The sequence below is a fragment of the Microbacterium pumilum genome (assembly GCF_039530225.1).
In the GTDB taxonomy this organism is placed as follows: domain Bacteria; phylum Actinomycetota; class Actinomycetes; order Actinomycetales; family Microbacteriaceae; genus Microbacterium; species Microbacterium pumilum.
Genome location: NZ_BAAAOH010000001.1, coordinates 1178219 through 1192829 on the forward strand (window position 1 = coordinate 1178219; position 14611 = coordinate 1192829).

Sequence of the window (14611 nt, forward strand, 5' to 3'; positions counted from 1 at the left end):
CGCAGTCGACACGGTACTTGACGAGAAGACCCTGGGGACACAGCCATTGCTGGCCGTGCTGCGGGATCACCTCCACGCTGCCGACGCGGCCTACGTTCTCATCGCGAAGAAGCGATCCAACGTCTGGCGTCTCATCGTCACGATCGCTGCGCTCCCCCATCCGGTGACCCATACCGACTTGGACGAGATGGGCACACCTCGCTCGGTGTCCCAAGTCCGCTCGCTGCTGGTCAGCCTCGGTGTTCTGCCGGAGCGGAATGAGTATGCCGTGATGGTGCGGCGGTTGGCCGCGGATGCCATCGCCGGACTGCCGCGCCGGGAGGATCAACTCGCGCTGCAACGATTCGTACGGTGGCGCCAGCAGCACCGACCGAACACCGCCCCGTTGACGATGGCGAAAGCCGCCAACGATCGCACCGAACTGCGGGTCATCGTCGATCTGATCGGAGCGTTCAACACCGCCGGCGCCACGGTCGGCACGGGCCAGCAGGCGACCTTGGACCAGTGGGCGCGGAGGACGCGGATGGCGTTCCGGTCCCGCCGGTTCCTGGGCTGGTGCGCCCGGACCGGCATCAACCGACAGCTGATCCCACCACCGGCTCGGCCTAGCGGGTTCCAGCTCGGCGGGGACCTCGGCCCGGGCAACGACGCGGCGCTGCGGCGTGTCCTCGATCCCGACGAGGACGTCTCGCCACGACTGCGGCTCGCGGTGCTGCTCACCACCGTTTACGCCGTCCGAGTGCACCGCATCGCCGCCCTCTCACAAGACGCGATCCGCGTCGAGAGCGGTCGACCGCGCATCCGTCTCGGGGACGTCGAGATCGAGCTCCCCGACGCCACCGCATGGTGGATCGACGCGATCCACGACGACCGGACCCATAAGCCCCGCGCCGGCGGCAGCGGCCGGGACGATACCTGGATCTTCCCGGGGTCCCGCCACGATCAGCACATCCTCCCCTCCAGCCTCGCCCCGCAGCTCAAAGCACTCGGCGTCTCCCCCGTCACCGCGCATCAAGCATCGGCAGCAGCGCTGATCACGCAGATGCCACCGGCCGTGGTCGCTCGCCTCGTCGGGGTGAGGATCACCACCGCGTCGCAATGGCACAAGAGCGCGGGCACAGACCCGGCACACCGCTGACAGATCCAGACGTCGGCGCTTGATCGTATGCTCAACGGCGGCCGGGTCGAAGAAAGGGGGACGCCGGTCATCGGAACGAGCAAACGCTACAGCCAGCACTACGACAAGCTCATGGACGAACGTGTCCTGCAGCGCATCGCCGCCGAGAACCCACTACAGACCCTCACCCCCGCCGAACGGCAGCAAGACACCCTCCCCGTCACCCGCGACCCGCAACCAAAGCCGTGCACCGCATGGGTTCGATTCGGCCCACACGCGCTCCAGGTCGACGCGGTCGTCGTTGTCTGGAACGACCTGGCCTGCGGCATCGAGTTCACCGTCGGCGAGAAGCAGCTGCGCTGCTGGATCTGGGCCAACGCAGTCACCCCAACCCACTGACCAACGCGATCGACACCGCTGCGGACACAGCGTGGACGACCGGTGACGACCGGAGCGGGCCCGCGCTGCACACATCGAATCGGCGGGAGGGGACAATGGATCGCATGCGCGTGGAGATCCTCCATATCTCGGAATGCCCGTCGTGGATCGAGACGGCCCGCCGAGTGCGCCAGGCGCTCGATGAGCTTGGACTAGACCCAGTGAACGTCGAAATTCGACTCCTTCAATCCCGCGCCGACGCCAGCGCGGAGACCTCGTTCGCCGGGTCACCCACGATCCTGATCGACGGCTCTGACGCTTTCCCTGGCGCAACACACTCCACCGAGCTCGCCTGCCGGGTCTATCCGACGCCCGCCGGGCTCGCTGGATCTCCCACCCAGACACAAATCACCGACGCACTTCGGTCACGCATCCCCGACGAAGCCAGCCGGCCTCCACAGACTCGAACGACGGGCGCGAGAACGAAATGACATCAGACACCCGCCATGAATGCTCCTGCTGCGGCCGCGAATACCAGCGCAAGCAACTGCACGCACTACACGGCGGCGCACTGATCTGCCGCCGCTGCGGACTCTGGGTCGCTCTGAGGCCCTTCCGCGACAAGCCACACGACCACCACGTCTAACGACACAGCACTACGCCGTTCATGGCCGCCCGGTTCGTGGCGAGCCAGGCAAAGTCAGCGTGTCCACTCGGACCGCATACGCAACGCGTCGAAAAGCTCCGAATAGCGCCAAAGCGAATATCGCCAGCTACCGATCCGGATCGACAAGATGATGGACGACCGGATTCTGCAGCGCCTCGCCGCGGAACAACCCCTGCAGTCGCTCACCTCGAAAGAGCTGCAGGCGGCCACACTCCTTGTCACGCGAGACCCCCGGCCGAAACCGTGTCGAGCATGGGTTCGCTTCGGCCCGAACGCGGTTCAGGTCGAGGCAGTTGTTGTCGTCTGGAACGACGTCGCGTGCGGCATCCAGTTCACGGTCGGCAATCGTGACCTGCACTGCTGGGTGTGGGCGAACGCGGTTTCGCCGCTTGAGCACTGGAGCTCCTCCCATTGAATGGCGGAGCGGGCGAGAGTACGCTGCTCTCGCCCGCTCCTGTTGTGATGGGTCAGCGAGCAAGCCCGGCGCCGGTGGATGAGACCGGCACCGCTACCGGCCCCGAAGCGGACGCATCCGCGGCGGGGCCGCTAGCTTTTGGGGCGCGCTCGACGCCGACCGTCGCGAACTTGAGAGATGCGCCGACGTTGTCCGCGACGATGTCGCGGGTCTCGCGCGTCTGGCCGGACTCCTTGTCGGTGTAGCTCCCGAAGCGGAGCTCGCCGGCGATGATCACGTTGTCCCCACGGCTGAGCGACCGAGCCACGTTGCCGGCCTGCCGGTCGAACACGACGACGCGGTGAAAGACCGTGTCGCCGTCCTCCCATACACCGGTCTCGCGGTTCAGTCTTCGGTCGTTGACAGCGACGGAGAAACGGGCGTACTCGTTGCCCGATTCACCCGTGCCGTACTCGGGATCACCGGTGAGGTTGCCCTCGATCGTGACCGGGATCTTGGTTGTCATCTCTTCTCCTTTCGTTATGAGGCACCCGTGGCTGCCTCAGTGAGCGTGGCTCTGGGTGATCCACGCGTCCCACTCCCGCTCGTCGGTCGCCCCGACCCACGAGCGGGGAGGTATGGCTTGGTGGCGCTCGGTGCAGCCTCCGCCGTAGGCGTTCCGTAGGCGCGGGAGCGCAGTGGCGAAGCGTTCGTGCCAACCCAGCGGACCGTTGCCAGTGTCGCGGGAGTCGAAGGCAGCGCGGTGAGCGCAATGCAATGCAGAAAGCTCCTCGACTAAGGCATCGTGGCGCCACCAGCAGTTCGGGATCATGCTCTGGGGCAGGCCGTAGCGGACCGTGAGCCATTCGACCCAATCGCGCAGCGACTTCCATTCGACTGGAGCTCCCTCGTCGCGAAGAGTGCGCCAGTTGGTGGAGGCGCCCCCGAGGACACTGGACGACGCGGATCGATCGGATACGGCTGCGGTCGACGTCTTGGGTCGGATGCCGGCGGCGTCCTGCGCAAGCAGCCGCATGGCCTGTGCACCCAGGTCTTCCTCGGTCACGACTCCTCCGTGAGGTGGTGAAGGTCTGCGCGCAGCCGATCCAGGGCGATGAGGGAGGCATCCCGGCGCGTCCGCTGCCGCGCCAGCACCGTGTCCCGATCGATTAGGCAGTGGAGAACGTCGTGGCATAGAGGATGCATCGGCATCAGGTCGCTGTGTCGCTCGAACGCCCGCCACGACCCATCGGCGAACCAAACCCCTGCGTAGTCGAGGTGGTGCAGCTCGAGATCAGCGCGCGACGCCGACCGGCTGCATCCTACGCAGACGAGCTCGTGGCCCAGCGATTCCTCCCGCTTGAACCAGCGCGCACGCCTAGCGAACCACGCGCGCGACCGCAGAAAGTCGACGCGATAGCCATTCTGAACGGGGGAGCGACGTCGATTGCTCACTCTTCGATCACCTCCGCGGTTACCGAAAGAGGGGTGTCGGACTCTTCGGTGTCCTGCGACGGCGGCGCGGGCGCCCGCGCCGCCTCGAAAACATCCCGCTGTTCGCGCTCCGTCTCCCGCTTGCCCGACTGCACCGCCTTGGCATCCTTGCGCTCGTCCCACCCGGACAGATCGAGCAGCACGCCTCGTCGGTTCCGGTATGCCAGGAGGCCGAGGTTCTGGGGCATGCGCCGGATCTCATCTACCGACATCACGGGAAGTCGCTCGTGGTGCTCGCTTGTGGAGTGGCCGGCTTCGTGGGAACTCCACGATCGCTGCGTGCGTCGCCGGTCGCGGTGGCCGAGCAACGTCTCTACGTCGCGCAGATGGTCAACGTGAGAGGCGCCACCGAGCAGGACTTTGGCGGTCGCCGCCGCCCAGATCGTGTCGGCCTCGGCGCGTGACCATGCCGTCTCAGCCTGGGACAGGGCCTGCAATACGACGAACGTACAGATGCCGCGGCCACCGCCGTCAGCCATGATGCGTGGCAGATTCCCCCAGCGGAACATGTTGGCGATCTCATCAAGGATCAAACCGAGTGGATGCGCAAGCCGCGAGCCAGGGGATGAAACGGCGCGCGCGCGAGCGACCTCGACGATGTCGTCGAGTACAGCACCCAGGAAGCCGCCCATCGCGGACGCACCAGACGCCGAGCCGACCAGGTAAAGGGTGTTCGGCGCATCCAGAAACTCGCGTGGATCGAACTCAGGCTGGCCGGGCCGCGGCATCAGAGCCTCCCGGATCTGTGGCACCGCGAGCGGAGCCACTGCTCCCTGCACGCCGAACCAGATCGACGACAGCAGCTTGTCGTCGCCGAAGAGAGTCGCCTCGAGACTGTCGCCCCAACCCGCCGCGCCGCTCGTCCGGAGCACCTGCACCGCGGACTTCGCAAGCGACGGGCTTGACCCCCATGCGTACAGATCTGAAATGGTGCGATCACCAACGGCGGCCGCGTGCAGGAGCCGTCCCAACACGACGCCCGATGCCTGAGCCCACTCGCCGTTGGTCGTCGACGCGCCGAGTGCCGTTCCCGTGATGATTGCTGAACCGCGCTGCATCGCGACGAGCGGATCTTCGCACCCGGCGATCGGGTTGATTCGCAAGGTGTCGCGCACCCCGGAGAGCCCCTGCGGGTCGAACACATGGACTGCACCGCGTGCCTGGCGCATCCTCATCGTCGCGGTCAGGTTGTCGTTCGTCGTCGAGGTCGTGATGAGCGGGCCAGACCAGTCGAGGATTGCAGAGATCAGCACTCGGTAGCCCTTACCTGATCGCGGCGGTCCCTCGAGTGCGACGGAGTCCTCGATCGACACGAAGACGTCCAGTCCGCGGGACCGCCCGACACGCCAGCCGACGTCTGTCGCGCGAGGCTTGTGGAGGTCTGGGCGCAGCTGGCCGGCGCGCCGGAGCACCGCCTTCGCCGATAGGTACTGACGGATCTCGGATGCGTCGGCGAACCCCGGCCGCCCACGCAGGTCGGCGATGAACGCCGCATCGGAGTGCCGATACTTCTGCCACTGCACCAGCCCGAACACGACCGCAGCCGCCACGACCAGGACGAGTAGCAAATCAGCGAGTCGGATCTGCCACACCGGCAGAGTGCAGTCAGACGCCAGGGTGAACGCGGTCGGCTCACCACTGATCGCCAGCCAAAGGCCCGAGAACAAGTCGTGCGGTTCCGGTCGCACTCCGCAGATGAGCTGCGTTACCACGCCTGTCACGAACGTGAAGATGACGCCAAGCACGACAGCAACCGCGATAACGACAGCAATCGCTCTACCCAGCAACTCGCTCATGATGGCTCTGCCTCGAGACTGGATGCCGCAGCTGCGGCAACTCGAAGCCAGGCGTCGCGCGTAGCCGGTCTGAGAGAGTCGAACCGGAGCGGCCCGGACTTGAGCGCCGGATCGAACGGAACAGTCTCGACGGCCCGCACGTATCCCTCGAACCCTTCGACGATGCGGCGAGCTTCGCTGGCACGGACAGGCTCGGCGTGTGTCAGGACGATCACGGCGTTGTCCGCGAGCGCTGCCGATCGTTCGTCGCGTTCGCGAAGAGCATCGAGCAGAAGGGCAGCCGACTCGGCCGATTCAGGAGCCGTAAGCGTAGGGATGACGAGCTGGTACGACGAGTCGACCATTCGCAGCCACCGATCGGCCGACTCATCATTTCCGGAGTCGAAGACGACAAGTCGGTAGTAGCGGGCGGCGACCTGCATCAGAACGTCGAACTCCGCGTGGGCGATGCGCTGATGAACCGCGAGCAACTCAGGATTCGATCGGAGCACGTCGTATCGATCAGCAGACTGGTGGTGGACGAAGGCGCTGATGTCCGAGACGGATGCTGTAGGCGCGAGCAGCGTGCTGGCGGCGGGGAGCAGATCACGAATCGTTGCGTCGTAGAGTCCTGATTCCGTCCGCCATCCGAGTGTCCCGCGCGTGTCATTGTTGTCCCAGGCCAGCACGTTGCCGCCTCCGTATCGCCCATATACCGCTGCGAGCATTGCGGTGGTGATGGTCTTGCCGACCCCGCCCTTGCCGTTGGCGACGGCGATGGTACGGCAACCGGCCCAATGTCGAGAGACGGTCTGGGCGTGTTCCGCCCGAGCGAGTTCGGCAGTGGAGGGATGGACGTGGATGCCGATTCGGCCGATCAACCCCCGCCAACCGGCACCCTCGGAGCGCTCCCCTCGAGCCGGTTCGATGAACGAGGTACGCGTGGGGGGCTCAGCGGCCACGGTCGTTCGCCGCAGCCGCTGAGCCTCGTTCCTCACCTCCTCTCCGTTCGCGGTGTCGACAGCAGCGCCGCGCACGACCGTGCCGTGTTCGACGGGCCTCTCGATGAGTGACGTGACCGTGCCGGTTGCGTCGACGAGCAGGTGATGCTCGCCGCGATCGCCGGTCGTGACGAGCTCCACTGGCGTGGCTGCCTTTCGGGCGACGGCAGCCGCGCGGTCGACAATGGCCTGGCGGATGTCGGTCTGTTCCGTGGCGCGGACCGTTTCGGTGCCACCATCGGGTAAGACGAAAGTGGCGCTCGATCCGTTCACGGCTGCGTAGGCGCGTTGGGGTGGTGGCGCGATGGTCATGGCAGATCCCTTTCCGTTGCGGTGAGCCAGCCGTCCAGGCTGGTGTCTGGGCTCGATGGCCAGAGTTCTTCGAGTGCTTCGGCATCGATCAGTTCGAGCGGGCCGCCGACGGATGGCGGCACCACCGCGTCGTCCGTGTTGAAGAGCTCGTACTCCCAGTCGGTTGAGGTCGCGAAGCAGTCGACGAGGTAGGCGTACTGACCGACATACGCGATGAACTCCCCCTTGCCGAGTTGCCGGGCCATCTCGACGTGTGGTTCGGGCATGTTGAGTCGCCGCGCGAGACTTGTCTGCTCCTGGTGGTTCACGCGGAAGACGAACTTGTTCTCGATGTCGCCAACGATCGAGTAGGCGAGATTCCGCTCCTGCGAGTCGGCCTCTCCGACGGCATCCAGATCCCCCATCTTGTGGAGGATGACGATGTTGCTAATGCCGTAGTGGCGTGAGAGCTTGAGCCATTGCTGATACATCTGCAGGGAGGCGAGCGAGGTCATGTCGCGCCATCCCTCTTCGCGAATCACGTAGCGCGTGCGGTGTGCGGATCGATCGGAGACAACAGCCTGGATCCACGCCGTGGTGCACACCTGCGTGAGTTGGGCGACCAGCTCGCCGCGGGCGAACAACTCGGAGGTGTCGACGACGACGATCGGTGCCTCGCTGTCGAACGACACAGTTGATTGGTCTTCGAACAGCCCCGACAGGTCACCTTCGACGAACCGTCGGAGGACGAAGCGTGGCTGCACAGAGCCTTCGGCGAGGCGGAAGTCGCCGCCGGTGTCGGCGACCATGAGCCCGAGTTCGTCGTAGACGCCGCGAAGCGTGGGCTGGTCTTCGGTCGCGTGGATGCAACGCGACAGCGCCTCGTGGATCGCGGCGTGCTCCACCGCGGTTAGGCGCACGCCCCCAAGCGCCATCTCGACGAGGGAAATTAGCGTGGCGATGCGGCGCTGCCTGACCATCTGCTCGTGTTGTTCATCCGACGAGCCCGTGCGTCGAGGGCCGCGATCGAGCGGATTGAGCCGCGCGGGGGTGCCGTCACCAAGACGGATGACTCGTCCTCCTGGGATCGCTTCCGCGACGATGACCCACTCCCCTTTCGCGTCAGAGGGCACGACAGCTTGGTGCCCGAAGGCGATCGAGCGGGTAACTACCGTCTTGATCGTCGCGCTCTTCCCGGCGCGGTAGGCGCCGAGCACCAGGACGTTCGTCGAGAAGGTGCCACGGTCCGTCGCATCGCCGTATGTCTCCCAGGGCGAGAAATGCCACAGTGCGTCCGCGTTGAGATCGACGCCGACAACGGGGCCACGATGCCCGAGCCCGGCGTCCGCGACGAACGGGTAGACGCCGGCGATGTGCTGGGAGGTGGCCTGATGTGGGGGGAGCAGTGGGTGGGCGACATTCCAATAGCCACCCTGAGCAAGGCCCGGGCCGAACGGTCCCGAAATCGCAGCCTCCGGAAGTGCGCGTTCGCGCCGTGTCGTCGGTGCAACCCGCTCGCTGCGGGCTGCCTCGGCGATGGATCGACGTAAGTCGCGCCGCTCCTTCCGGCTGAGGTCGCTGGACTCGAAAACGAAGGCCGTACGTGCCATCACTTCATCCCCAGCCCGACTGGGAGGGCATTCACCATGAGCGCTTCCGCCTGCTGGCAGTACAGGATCTGGGCTTCCATACCCGCGCGCGCCAGCGCATTTCGCATGCCGGCGATTGCCTGGTCAAGCTCTGCCTCATCACCCGCGCTGATCGTCAGGTAGGCGCCGTATCGGAACTCTCCGTGGCCGGCGACGATCTCCTGCTCCTGCTTCTCGAGAGCATCCCAATCGGCCGCATCCGCCGCCGACCCGTCTGCCCCTCGCTTCGCGCGGAGCTTTTCGTTTCCGCGCCAGACCTTCTTCTCGTCGCGGATACGCCTAAGCGCTCGCGAGACGGGGACGGGGGTGAGGACGAGCGAGAAGATGTGTGTCACGGCCTCGCCTGTGCGCGGATGCCGGGCGAACACAAGCGGGGAGACGAATCCGACGGGCGCGTCGGAGCGTGGCCATTCGTGGATCCACATCGTTGTGTGGACTCCTGAGTCTGTGAAGACGACTCCGTGTCGGCCCTTGGGCTCTTCGAGGTACATCGGGCCGATGGCGGTCGGATCCACGCCGGATCGGTCGTCTTCCCGGTTCTGAACATCTGTGGCGGACTCCGGATCGACTGCGATCCGCGCCAGGGCCGCGACGTCGCGCGGCCCGAGCCACCGCCGCACCTTGATGTGCGCCGATTGCAGAGCGTCGGCGAGGTTGCCGGCCTCAATGCGGGCGAGCGCCTGCACGGCATCCTTGCCGCCTCCCAGCGACTTCAACTGCGGGCCGAGCGCGACGAGGTCGAGTGTGAACGTCAGGTAATTGCGGTGTGCCACGGCATACCGCTCCGAAGCATCCATCACTCGTGTGTAATTGCGGGCTACGGGGGAATCTGTGTCGAGGCTCCGCCGGTTCACGATCGTGTCGTAGTGCTCGCGAGCCGACCGAATCGTTGTCGGTAGCGTTCGCTCTTGGAGCGTCACTCGCTTTATCCCGACGCGCTGCGTGAACGACGCGAGGACGCGCGCCCATTGCTGCGCAAGGTCGAAGCGCTCGGCCACGTCGCTCATGAGGAAGCCCTGCACTTCAAGCTCTGCCGTCACCGAGGCTGTGCGGTCGTGCGGGTTATATACGCAGGCCACGCCGTCGACATCCCACAGCTGAATAGAAGCGCGCACGCCTGGGATGTTGAGCGTGCCCGCGACATGAACTCCCTCGGGTCGGTAAACGTGCTTTGTGGCGCCCATCGCTTGCCGAGTGACTTTGAGCATCCATAGCCCGGCCATCCGCGGTGCCGACATCCCGTGGATCGTCACGAGGGCGACTCCGCCCAGGGCGAGGTAGATCGGCGCGGCGAACAGCAGACCTGGAGGGCCGAACCTGTTCACCGAGACGAGGACAACGATCGCGGCGGCGGCGATGAACGCCAGCTGCCAGGGGTCGAGGCCGAGAACGACACCTTGCCCTGAGCGGCGGGGGAGTCGAATCGGTCGGGTGAGGTCAGGTGTTGTGCTCATGAAACTGTCCTCTCGGGTCGCGCAGGAGTGGTCGATGCGGTGGTCGGTGTCGATGCGGATTCGGATGTCCGTGGTTGGGGCGGACGCGAGTCAGTCTGTGTATTTGTCCGCCCAGCGGGTCCGGACGGTCCTTTCGGTCCCGACTGTCCGGAAGGAGGCGTCGGGCTCTTGCTCCCGAGGTTGCGCACAGACTGGGGTGCCACACCGGCGGGTGCTGCACCCAGACGGGAGGGGACGCGGATCGCGGATCGCGCGGTGTTGGATGCTGCGCGGCCGGCGCCGCTGCCGAGTCGTGAACCCACGCTGTCGGCGGCGACCGCTCCGATGAAGCTGAACAGCCCGAACACGGCGAAGGGCGCGAAAGCGACGAGGGCGAGCCCGACCAGCAGAGGCCAGGACTGCGGATCCCAAATCGTCTTCACGTTTGCCAGGCCGTTGAGGATCAGCGAGACGAACGCGACGGTGAGAGGCCCCGTGAGCAGGAGCACTGCGACCGCCGACACGTACCGAACCACCCACTGCGGACCCACGGTCCGCACGGGGTACAGCATCCAGGCGACCGGTCCGACCGCGAACAATGCTGCGAGCACAATGTTCCGGAATGCGAAGACAAGTGTGAGAAGTAGCATCGAGATCATCAGGAGGCCGTGGATTATGAAGGCGAAGTAGTAGCTGGCCTGGCCTCCAGCCCACATCACTTGTTGGAGGGTCACGAAGAGCTCGAGGGGATCCTTGCGGTCGAGGATGTACCAGGTCAGGTCGTCCACGGCGTTCAGCAGATGGCCAGCCATCCAGAGCGTGATCGGCACAGCGGGGATGGCAATGAACGATCGCACGACGGCGCCCACGATCTGCTCTCGGTCGCCGGAGACGACGGCCGCGGCGATCGCCCATACCATCGCGCCGAACAGCACCATCAGGACGGCCCACTGCCAGAACGACCACTCCTGTGTCGCCGCGGTCCAGAGGAGCGTCGTCGTGTCGAATCGCATGTTCTGCGAGACCGTGAACATCATGGCGGTGGCCATGATCGCCATGGCGCGACCCGCATTCTCGAAAGTGATGCAGACGATGTCGCCGAGCGTGCACCCATACGCGACTGTCGCCAGCTTGCCGCCTGATCCCTCGAGGGCTTTGGCGTGACCTTCGAACGTCGTGCAGACCGTGACTCGCGATCCCTGAGCGAGTACGCCGAGGAAGCACTGCTGCGGCTTGACCAGTGCTGGATCCTCCGGCGTGCAGCTCACTTGTGATCCCGCCTGTGTGCACTCGACTGGATAGGAGGGAGCAGACCACGGTTCGCCCGTAATGACGGATGCCGATGTCGCTTGAGTGTTCGGCTCCGCTGCGCTCGCCGGGGGCGACGCGCCCACCAAGCTGATCACCCCGAGCGCCAGGCCAGCTGCGACGAGGTGGAGGAGCTTCATCAGAATCCGAAGTCGAAGTTGATGAACCAGGCGAAAAGTCCGCTCGCGGCTCCGAGTACGGCGGCTGAAATGAAGATCCACAGGATGTTCTCCCCTGCCCAGGTGCGCATACGCTCCGGAGCCAACCCGCGGAATGCGAGCGATGCGCCGGCGACGATGAGCATGATCAGCACCACGAGCATCGCTCCGGCCAGGATGTATGAGGCGACGACCTGGAATCCTGCGAAGAATGGTGCCGAGAAGTCCGGCTGGATGTCGGGCACGTCGACATCGGCCGGTACGGCGATTGTTTGGTTCACGATCACTCCTTGCTCTCGTTGGATCAGGTCAGGGGGAGTCCTCGGGCGGCCATGAATGGCGCGGGGTCGATGGCTGCGCCGTTCTGGCGAACTTCGAAATGGAGGTGGCAGCCGTAGGACTTCCCGGTGTTTCCCTCCGCGCCGAGCGGGGTGCCGGCATTCACCAGCGAGCCGACGCCGACGCGCAGCGAGCCCCACTGCATGTGGCCGTACAGCGTGATGAGTCCTTCACCGTGGTCGATCAGGACGGCATTGCCGTACCCCTGATAGGGCCCAGCTGTTATGACCCGACCCGGCCCTGCGGCGTAGATGGTCGCGCTGCAGCCCTGGGCCATGTCGTATCCCTGGTGGTTCGTCGAGCAGTAGCCGCACCCGATGACGGGGTTGTAGCCAAACCCGCGACCCTTGGAGTACGCACCATCGAGCGGATAGGTCCAGTCGCCGACAGTGACCGCGTCGACCTGGCCGGTGATCGCAGATGAGGCGGTGCTCCCGGCGACGGCGAGCGGTATCGCGATGATCGGCGTGATCGCGAGCACGACGGCCAACCCGATCGCGATGAACGCGGCGACCAGAAGCTTTCGGCCGATCCGCGTCTTGGCGAGGATGGCGACCGCGACTGGGGCACCCATTTCAGGGCTCCACTGGTTCCGCAAGGAAGCGGACGACTTTGCAGTCACCCCTCCTCTGGCTGCTGGATGGCGCCGGTACAGTGTCCGGACCGCAGAGGACTTGCACGCTCAATCTCGCCGACTCGTCGTATGTCACTTCACCGCTCCCGCCGTCGGAGCGTGTGTAGGTGACGGTTACGTCGGCGGTGCCGATGGTCATGTCGCCCGACGTGTCTTGCGGCGCCGGCACGAACTGCACCTCTCCCGCGACCGCTGACGAAACGCGACCGCGCTCGCCGTCGAGCGAGATCCAGTCGTCCTCGGGGAGGACGACGGACTGTCGCAGTTCGAGCTTTGCGGCTTCGAGTTCGGTCTGCCGGTCGGTCTCCGAGGAGTAGCGGGTGTCAGGCGTGAACCAGCTGCCCAGGTAGGTGATCCAGTCTTCGTAGGTGCTCTTCTGCGTGTCGAAGGTTCCCGCGGCAGACAGAGCCGCTCGCGCATAGGCATCCGCGTCCCTGGTCACCGGTTCCGGAACCCAGCCGCTCTCAACGACCGATGCGTCTACGACCGTCGAGCGCGGCGACGGAGACGGGGAGGTCGACTTCGTGGCGCCAGCCGGTTGGCTCGGCGATGCCGCGCCGTTCGGATTCGCCTCGCTGCCAATAGAGGTAATCAGGATCGCAATCACCCCGGCGGTCAGGACGACGGCACCGAGGACGGCCCAGGTCACCGCCCGTCGCTGTGAGCTTCGCGCCATCATCGGCCCTCCTGAGAACTCAGGACGGCGACCAGCGGAGACCGTTTCGGCGAGGAGTCAGGTTGCCGTGGGGGCATCCTACGCACATGCGCGGACGTTGTAAAAGGGTTTTGACATGAATAACGAACGACTGGCGCGACAATACCGCGACCAGCTCGACGGGCCGATGCTGTCGCGTGAAGTGGGCAGGCTACTCGCATCTGATCAGCCTGTCTGTCCGACTTTCGGGGGACACAGCGCGCGGGGATCGGGCCGCTGCCGGCGCCCAACTCCTTGTTCCGCTTCGCATGAGTGCATGGTACATTGCTGTAGTTGGCAAAGTACAGCATTAATTCATGTTCTTGTCTGGACAGTTCGAAGGGCTGACCAGGAGAATGAACATGTGCCCAAGTACGCCATCCCCGCCAACGGTGAGAGCGCGGAGGATCCCATCGAAGCCTTCGGGAACAGACTGCGAGCCGGCATGATCGGCTACCTTCGCCAGCATCCCGACCAGACGAAGGCTGAGATCGCGAAGGCTCTGGATGTTCCGGCTCCCACAGTGACCAACGCCTTGCAGAAGTTGCTCGCAGCCGGACTCCTGTCTGCTGATCCGCCGCAAGAAGAATGGTCTCGCGGCCAACGCGTCCGCTACCGCGTGCGCAATGACGTGGTCTCCGAGCTCTACCTGCAGTTCGGCCAGGCGATCGGCGAGATCTAGGGTCGGAGGCGACCGCTATTCTTCGATCGAGGACCAACGCTCGGTGAGGTGAGAGACATGGGAGAAGTCACGTTCCCACAGTTCCTCGAGGCGAACTGGGTGCTCATCACCGTCGTCCTGGTTGTTGTAGTCGCTATCTGGCTCCTCATATGGCGCAGCCAACACAATCGTCGACGGAGCTTGCCGGTCACTCTCCGAGGCGTCCGAATCGAATGCCAGGGTGCGCACCTGGACGAAGATCTCGTGGTAGAGCGCAACTGGCGTGTGACGTTTCTGCTCACCAACGCGACGAGCAAGCCTCGAAACGTTCCGGTCCTGAGCTCTCGCGCACTCGCGAAGTCAGGCGGCAAGAAGTTCGTCGGGACGCTGTACCTCGAGCGCGCCCAGCAGGAGCTCAACCCGGGAGAAGCGCTCGTTGCGTGGGCTCTCTTCCAGCTGCCGGCTGGCGCAGAACCCGAGTGGGTGAGTATTGACGTTACCTCGGGCAAGGCGCCGATACTGGCTCTCAGTGTCAAGCACCCCATCGCCGTAACCGCGGCCTGACGACCGAACCCGGTAAACGCGATCTGACCTGACCGCAACACGCGTCGCATCTGG

At 65.3% G+C, this 14611-nt stretch carries 16 protein-coding genes; 6 read left to right on the forward strand and 10 right to left on the reverse strand.

All coding sequences use genetic code 11. The annotated features are described in order from the left end of the window. Nucleotides 1–55: 55 nt before the first annotated feature. From ABD188_RS05335 to ABD188_RS05350, 4 genes are all read left to right on the forward strand, one after another. Nucleotides 56–1138 (forward strand): hypothetical protein, encoded by a 1083-nt coding sequence (locus ABD188_RS05335; protein WP_344059243.1) that lies wholly within the window; start codon nt 56–58, stop codon nt 1136–1138. Nucleotides 1139–1165: 27 nt separating this feature from the next. Further along, nucleotides 1166–1516, forward strand: a complete 351-nt coding sequence (locus ABD188_RS05340; RefSeq protein WP_344059245.1) for a hypothetical protein — start codon at nt 1166–1168, stop codon at nt 1514–1516. Between the two features lie 104 nt (nt 1517–1620). Next, entirely contained in the window at nt 1621–1986 is a 366-nt protein-coding gene (locus tag ABD188_RS05345) for a thioredoxin family protein (protein ID WP_344059247.1), read from the forward strand. A gap of 303 nt (nt 1987–2289) precedes the next feature. After that, nucleotides 2290–2577, forward strand: coding sequence for a hypothetical protein (locus ABD188_RS05350; protein WP_344059249.1), 288 nt, complete (start codon nt 2290–2292; stop codon nt 2575–2577). A gap of 52 nt (nt 2578–2629) precedes the next feature. On the opposite strand, the gene ABD188_RS05355 is transcribed toward ABD188_RS05350, so the two are convergent. The 10 genes from ABD188_RS05355 to ABD188_RS05400 all read right to left on the reverse strand — a co-directional run bounded on the left by ABD188_RS05355 (nt 2630) and on the right by ABD188_RS05400 (nt 13317). Beyond that, nucleotides 2630–3082 (reverse strand): single-stranded DNA-binding protein, encoded by a 453-nt coding sequence (locus ABD188_RS05355; RefSeq protein ID WP_344059251.1) that lies wholly within the window; start codon nt 3080–3082, stop codon nt 2630–2632. Nucleotides 3083–3118: 36 nt separating this feature from the next. Further along, nucleotides 3119–3622, reverse strand: a complete 504-nt coding sequence (locus tag ABD188_RS05360; RefSeq protein ID WP_344059253.1) for a hypothetical protein — start codon at nt 3620–3622, stop codon at nt 3119–3121. A 385-nt stretch (nt 3623–4007) separates the two neighbouring features. After that, the gene (locus tag ABD188_RS05365; protein ID WP_344059255.1) at nt 4008–5846 is read right to left on the reverse strand and encodes a type IV secretory system conjugative DNA transfer family protein; all 1839 of its coding nucleotides are present in this window, start codon (nt 5844–5846) and stop codon (nt 4008–4010) included. Next, a complete protein-coding gene (locus ABD188_RS05370; protein ID WP_344059257.1) occupies nt 5843–7138 on the reverse strand; it encodes a MinD/ParA family ATP-binding protein in 1296 nt (431 codons plus the stop codon). Before ABD188_RS05370 ends, ABD188_RS05365 begins: the two co-directional genes overlap by 4 nt. Then, entirely contained in the window at nt 7135–8727 is a 1593-nt protein-coding gene (locus tag ABD188_RS05375) for a hypothetical protein (protein ID WP_344059259.1), read from the reverse strand. The genes ABD188_RS05370 and ABD188_RS05375 overlap by 4 nt, the downstream gene beginning before the upstream one ends. Then, nucleotides 8727–10220, reverse strand: a complete 1494-nt coding sequence (locus ABD188_RS05380) for an SCO6880 family protein (RefSeq protein WP_344059261.1) — start codon at nt 10218–10220, stop codon at nt 8727–8729. Before ABD188_RS05380 ends, ABD188_RS05375 begins: the two co-directional genes overlap by 1 nt. Further along, nucleotides 10217–11467 (reverse strand): hypothetical protein, encoded by a 1251-nt coding sequence (locus ABD188_RS05385; protein WP_344059263.1) that lies wholly within the window; start codon nt 11465–11467, stop codon nt 10217–10219. The genes ABD188_RS05380 and ABD188_RS05385 overlap by 4 nt, the downstream gene beginning before the upstream one ends. A 179-nt stretch (nt 11468–11646) precedes the next feature. Next, nucleotides 11647–11946: a hypothetical protein gene (locus tag ABD188_RS05390; protein ID WP_344059265.1), complete on the reverse strand. Its 300-nt coding sequence runs from the start codon at nt 11944–11946 to the stop codon at nt 11647–11649. Between the two features lie 23 nt (nt 11947–11969). Further along, nucleotides 11970–12578 (reverse strand): M23 family metallopeptidase, encoded by a 609-nt coding sequence (locus ABD188_RS05395; RefSeq protein WP_344059267.1) that lies wholly within the window; start codon nt 12576–12578, stop codon nt 11970–11972. A gap of 1 nt (nt 12579) precedes the next feature. Continuing rightward, nucleotides 12580–13317: a hypothetical protein gene (locus ABD188_RS05400; RefSeq protein ID WP_344059269.1), complete on the reverse strand. Its 738-nt coding sequence runs from the start codon at nt 13315–13317 to the stop codon at nt 12580–12582. Between the two features lie 379 nt (nt 13318–13696). Here ABD188_RS05400 and ABD188_RS05405 point away from each other — a divergent pair, with 379 nt between their 5' ends. Together ABD188_RS05405 and ABD188_RS05410 are read left to right on the forward strand one after the other, a co-directional pair. After that, a complete protein-coding gene (locus ABD188_RS05405) occupies nt 13697–14014 on the forward strand; it encodes a MarR family transcriptional regulator (protein WP_344059271.1) in 318 nt (105 codons plus the stop codon). A gap of 57 nt (nt 14015–14071) precedes the next feature. Next, nucleotides 14072–14557: a hypothetical protein gene (locus ABD188_RS05410; protein ID WP_344059273.1), complete on the forward strand. Its 486-nt coding sequence runs from the start codon at nt 14072–14074 to the stop codon at nt 14555–14557. Nucleotides 14558–14611 lie beyond the last annotated feature (54 nt).

Bases quoted from the DNA above. Each gene is read 5' to 3' on its own strand.
- ABD188_RS05355 (WP_344059251.1), bottom strand. From the start codon at position 3,082: ATGACAACCAAGATCCCGGTCACGATCGAGGGCAACCTCACCGGTGAT.
- ABD188_RS05345 (WP_344059247.1), top strand. From the start codon at position 1,621: ATGCGCGTGGAGATCCTCCATATCTCGGAATGCCCGTCGTGGATCGAG.
- ABD188_RS05400 (WP_344059269.1), bottom strand. From the start codon at position 13,317: ATGATGGCGCGAAGCTCACAGCGACGGGCGGTGACCTGGGCCGTCCTC.
- ABD188_RS05380 (WP_344059261.1), bottom strand. From the start codon at position 10,220: ATGAGCACAACACCTGACCTCACCCGACCGATTCGACTCCCCCGCCGC.
- ABD188_RS05370 (WP_344059257.1), bottom strand. From the start codon at position 7,138: ATGACCATCGCGCCACCACCCCAACGCGCCTACGCAGCCGTGAACGGA.
- ABD188_RS05350 (WP_344059249.1), top strand. From the start codon at position 2,290: ATGATGGACGACCGGATTCTGCAGCGCCTCGCCGCGGAACAACCCCTG.
- ABD188_RS05395 (WP_344059267.1), bottom strand. From the start codon at position 12,578: ATGGGTGCCCCAGTCGCGGTCGCCATCCTCGCCAAGACGCGGATCGGC.
- ABD188_RS05340 (WP_344059245.1), top strand. From the start codon at position 1,166: ATGCTCAACGGCGGCCGGGTCGAAGAAAGGGGGACGCCGGTCATCGGA.
- ABD188_RS05365 (WP_344059255.1), bottom strand. From the start codon at position 5,846: ATGAGCGAGTTGCTGGGTAGAGCGATTGCTGTCGTTATCGCGGTTGCT.
- ABD188_RS05375 (WP_344059259.1), bottom strand. From the start codon at position 8,727: ATGGCACGTACGGCCTTCGTTTTCGAGTCCAGCGACCTCAGCCGGAAG.
- ABD188_RS05410 (WP_344059273.1), top strand. From the start codon at position 14,072: ATGGGAGAAGTCACGTTCCCACAGTTCCTCGAGGCGAACTGGGTGCTC.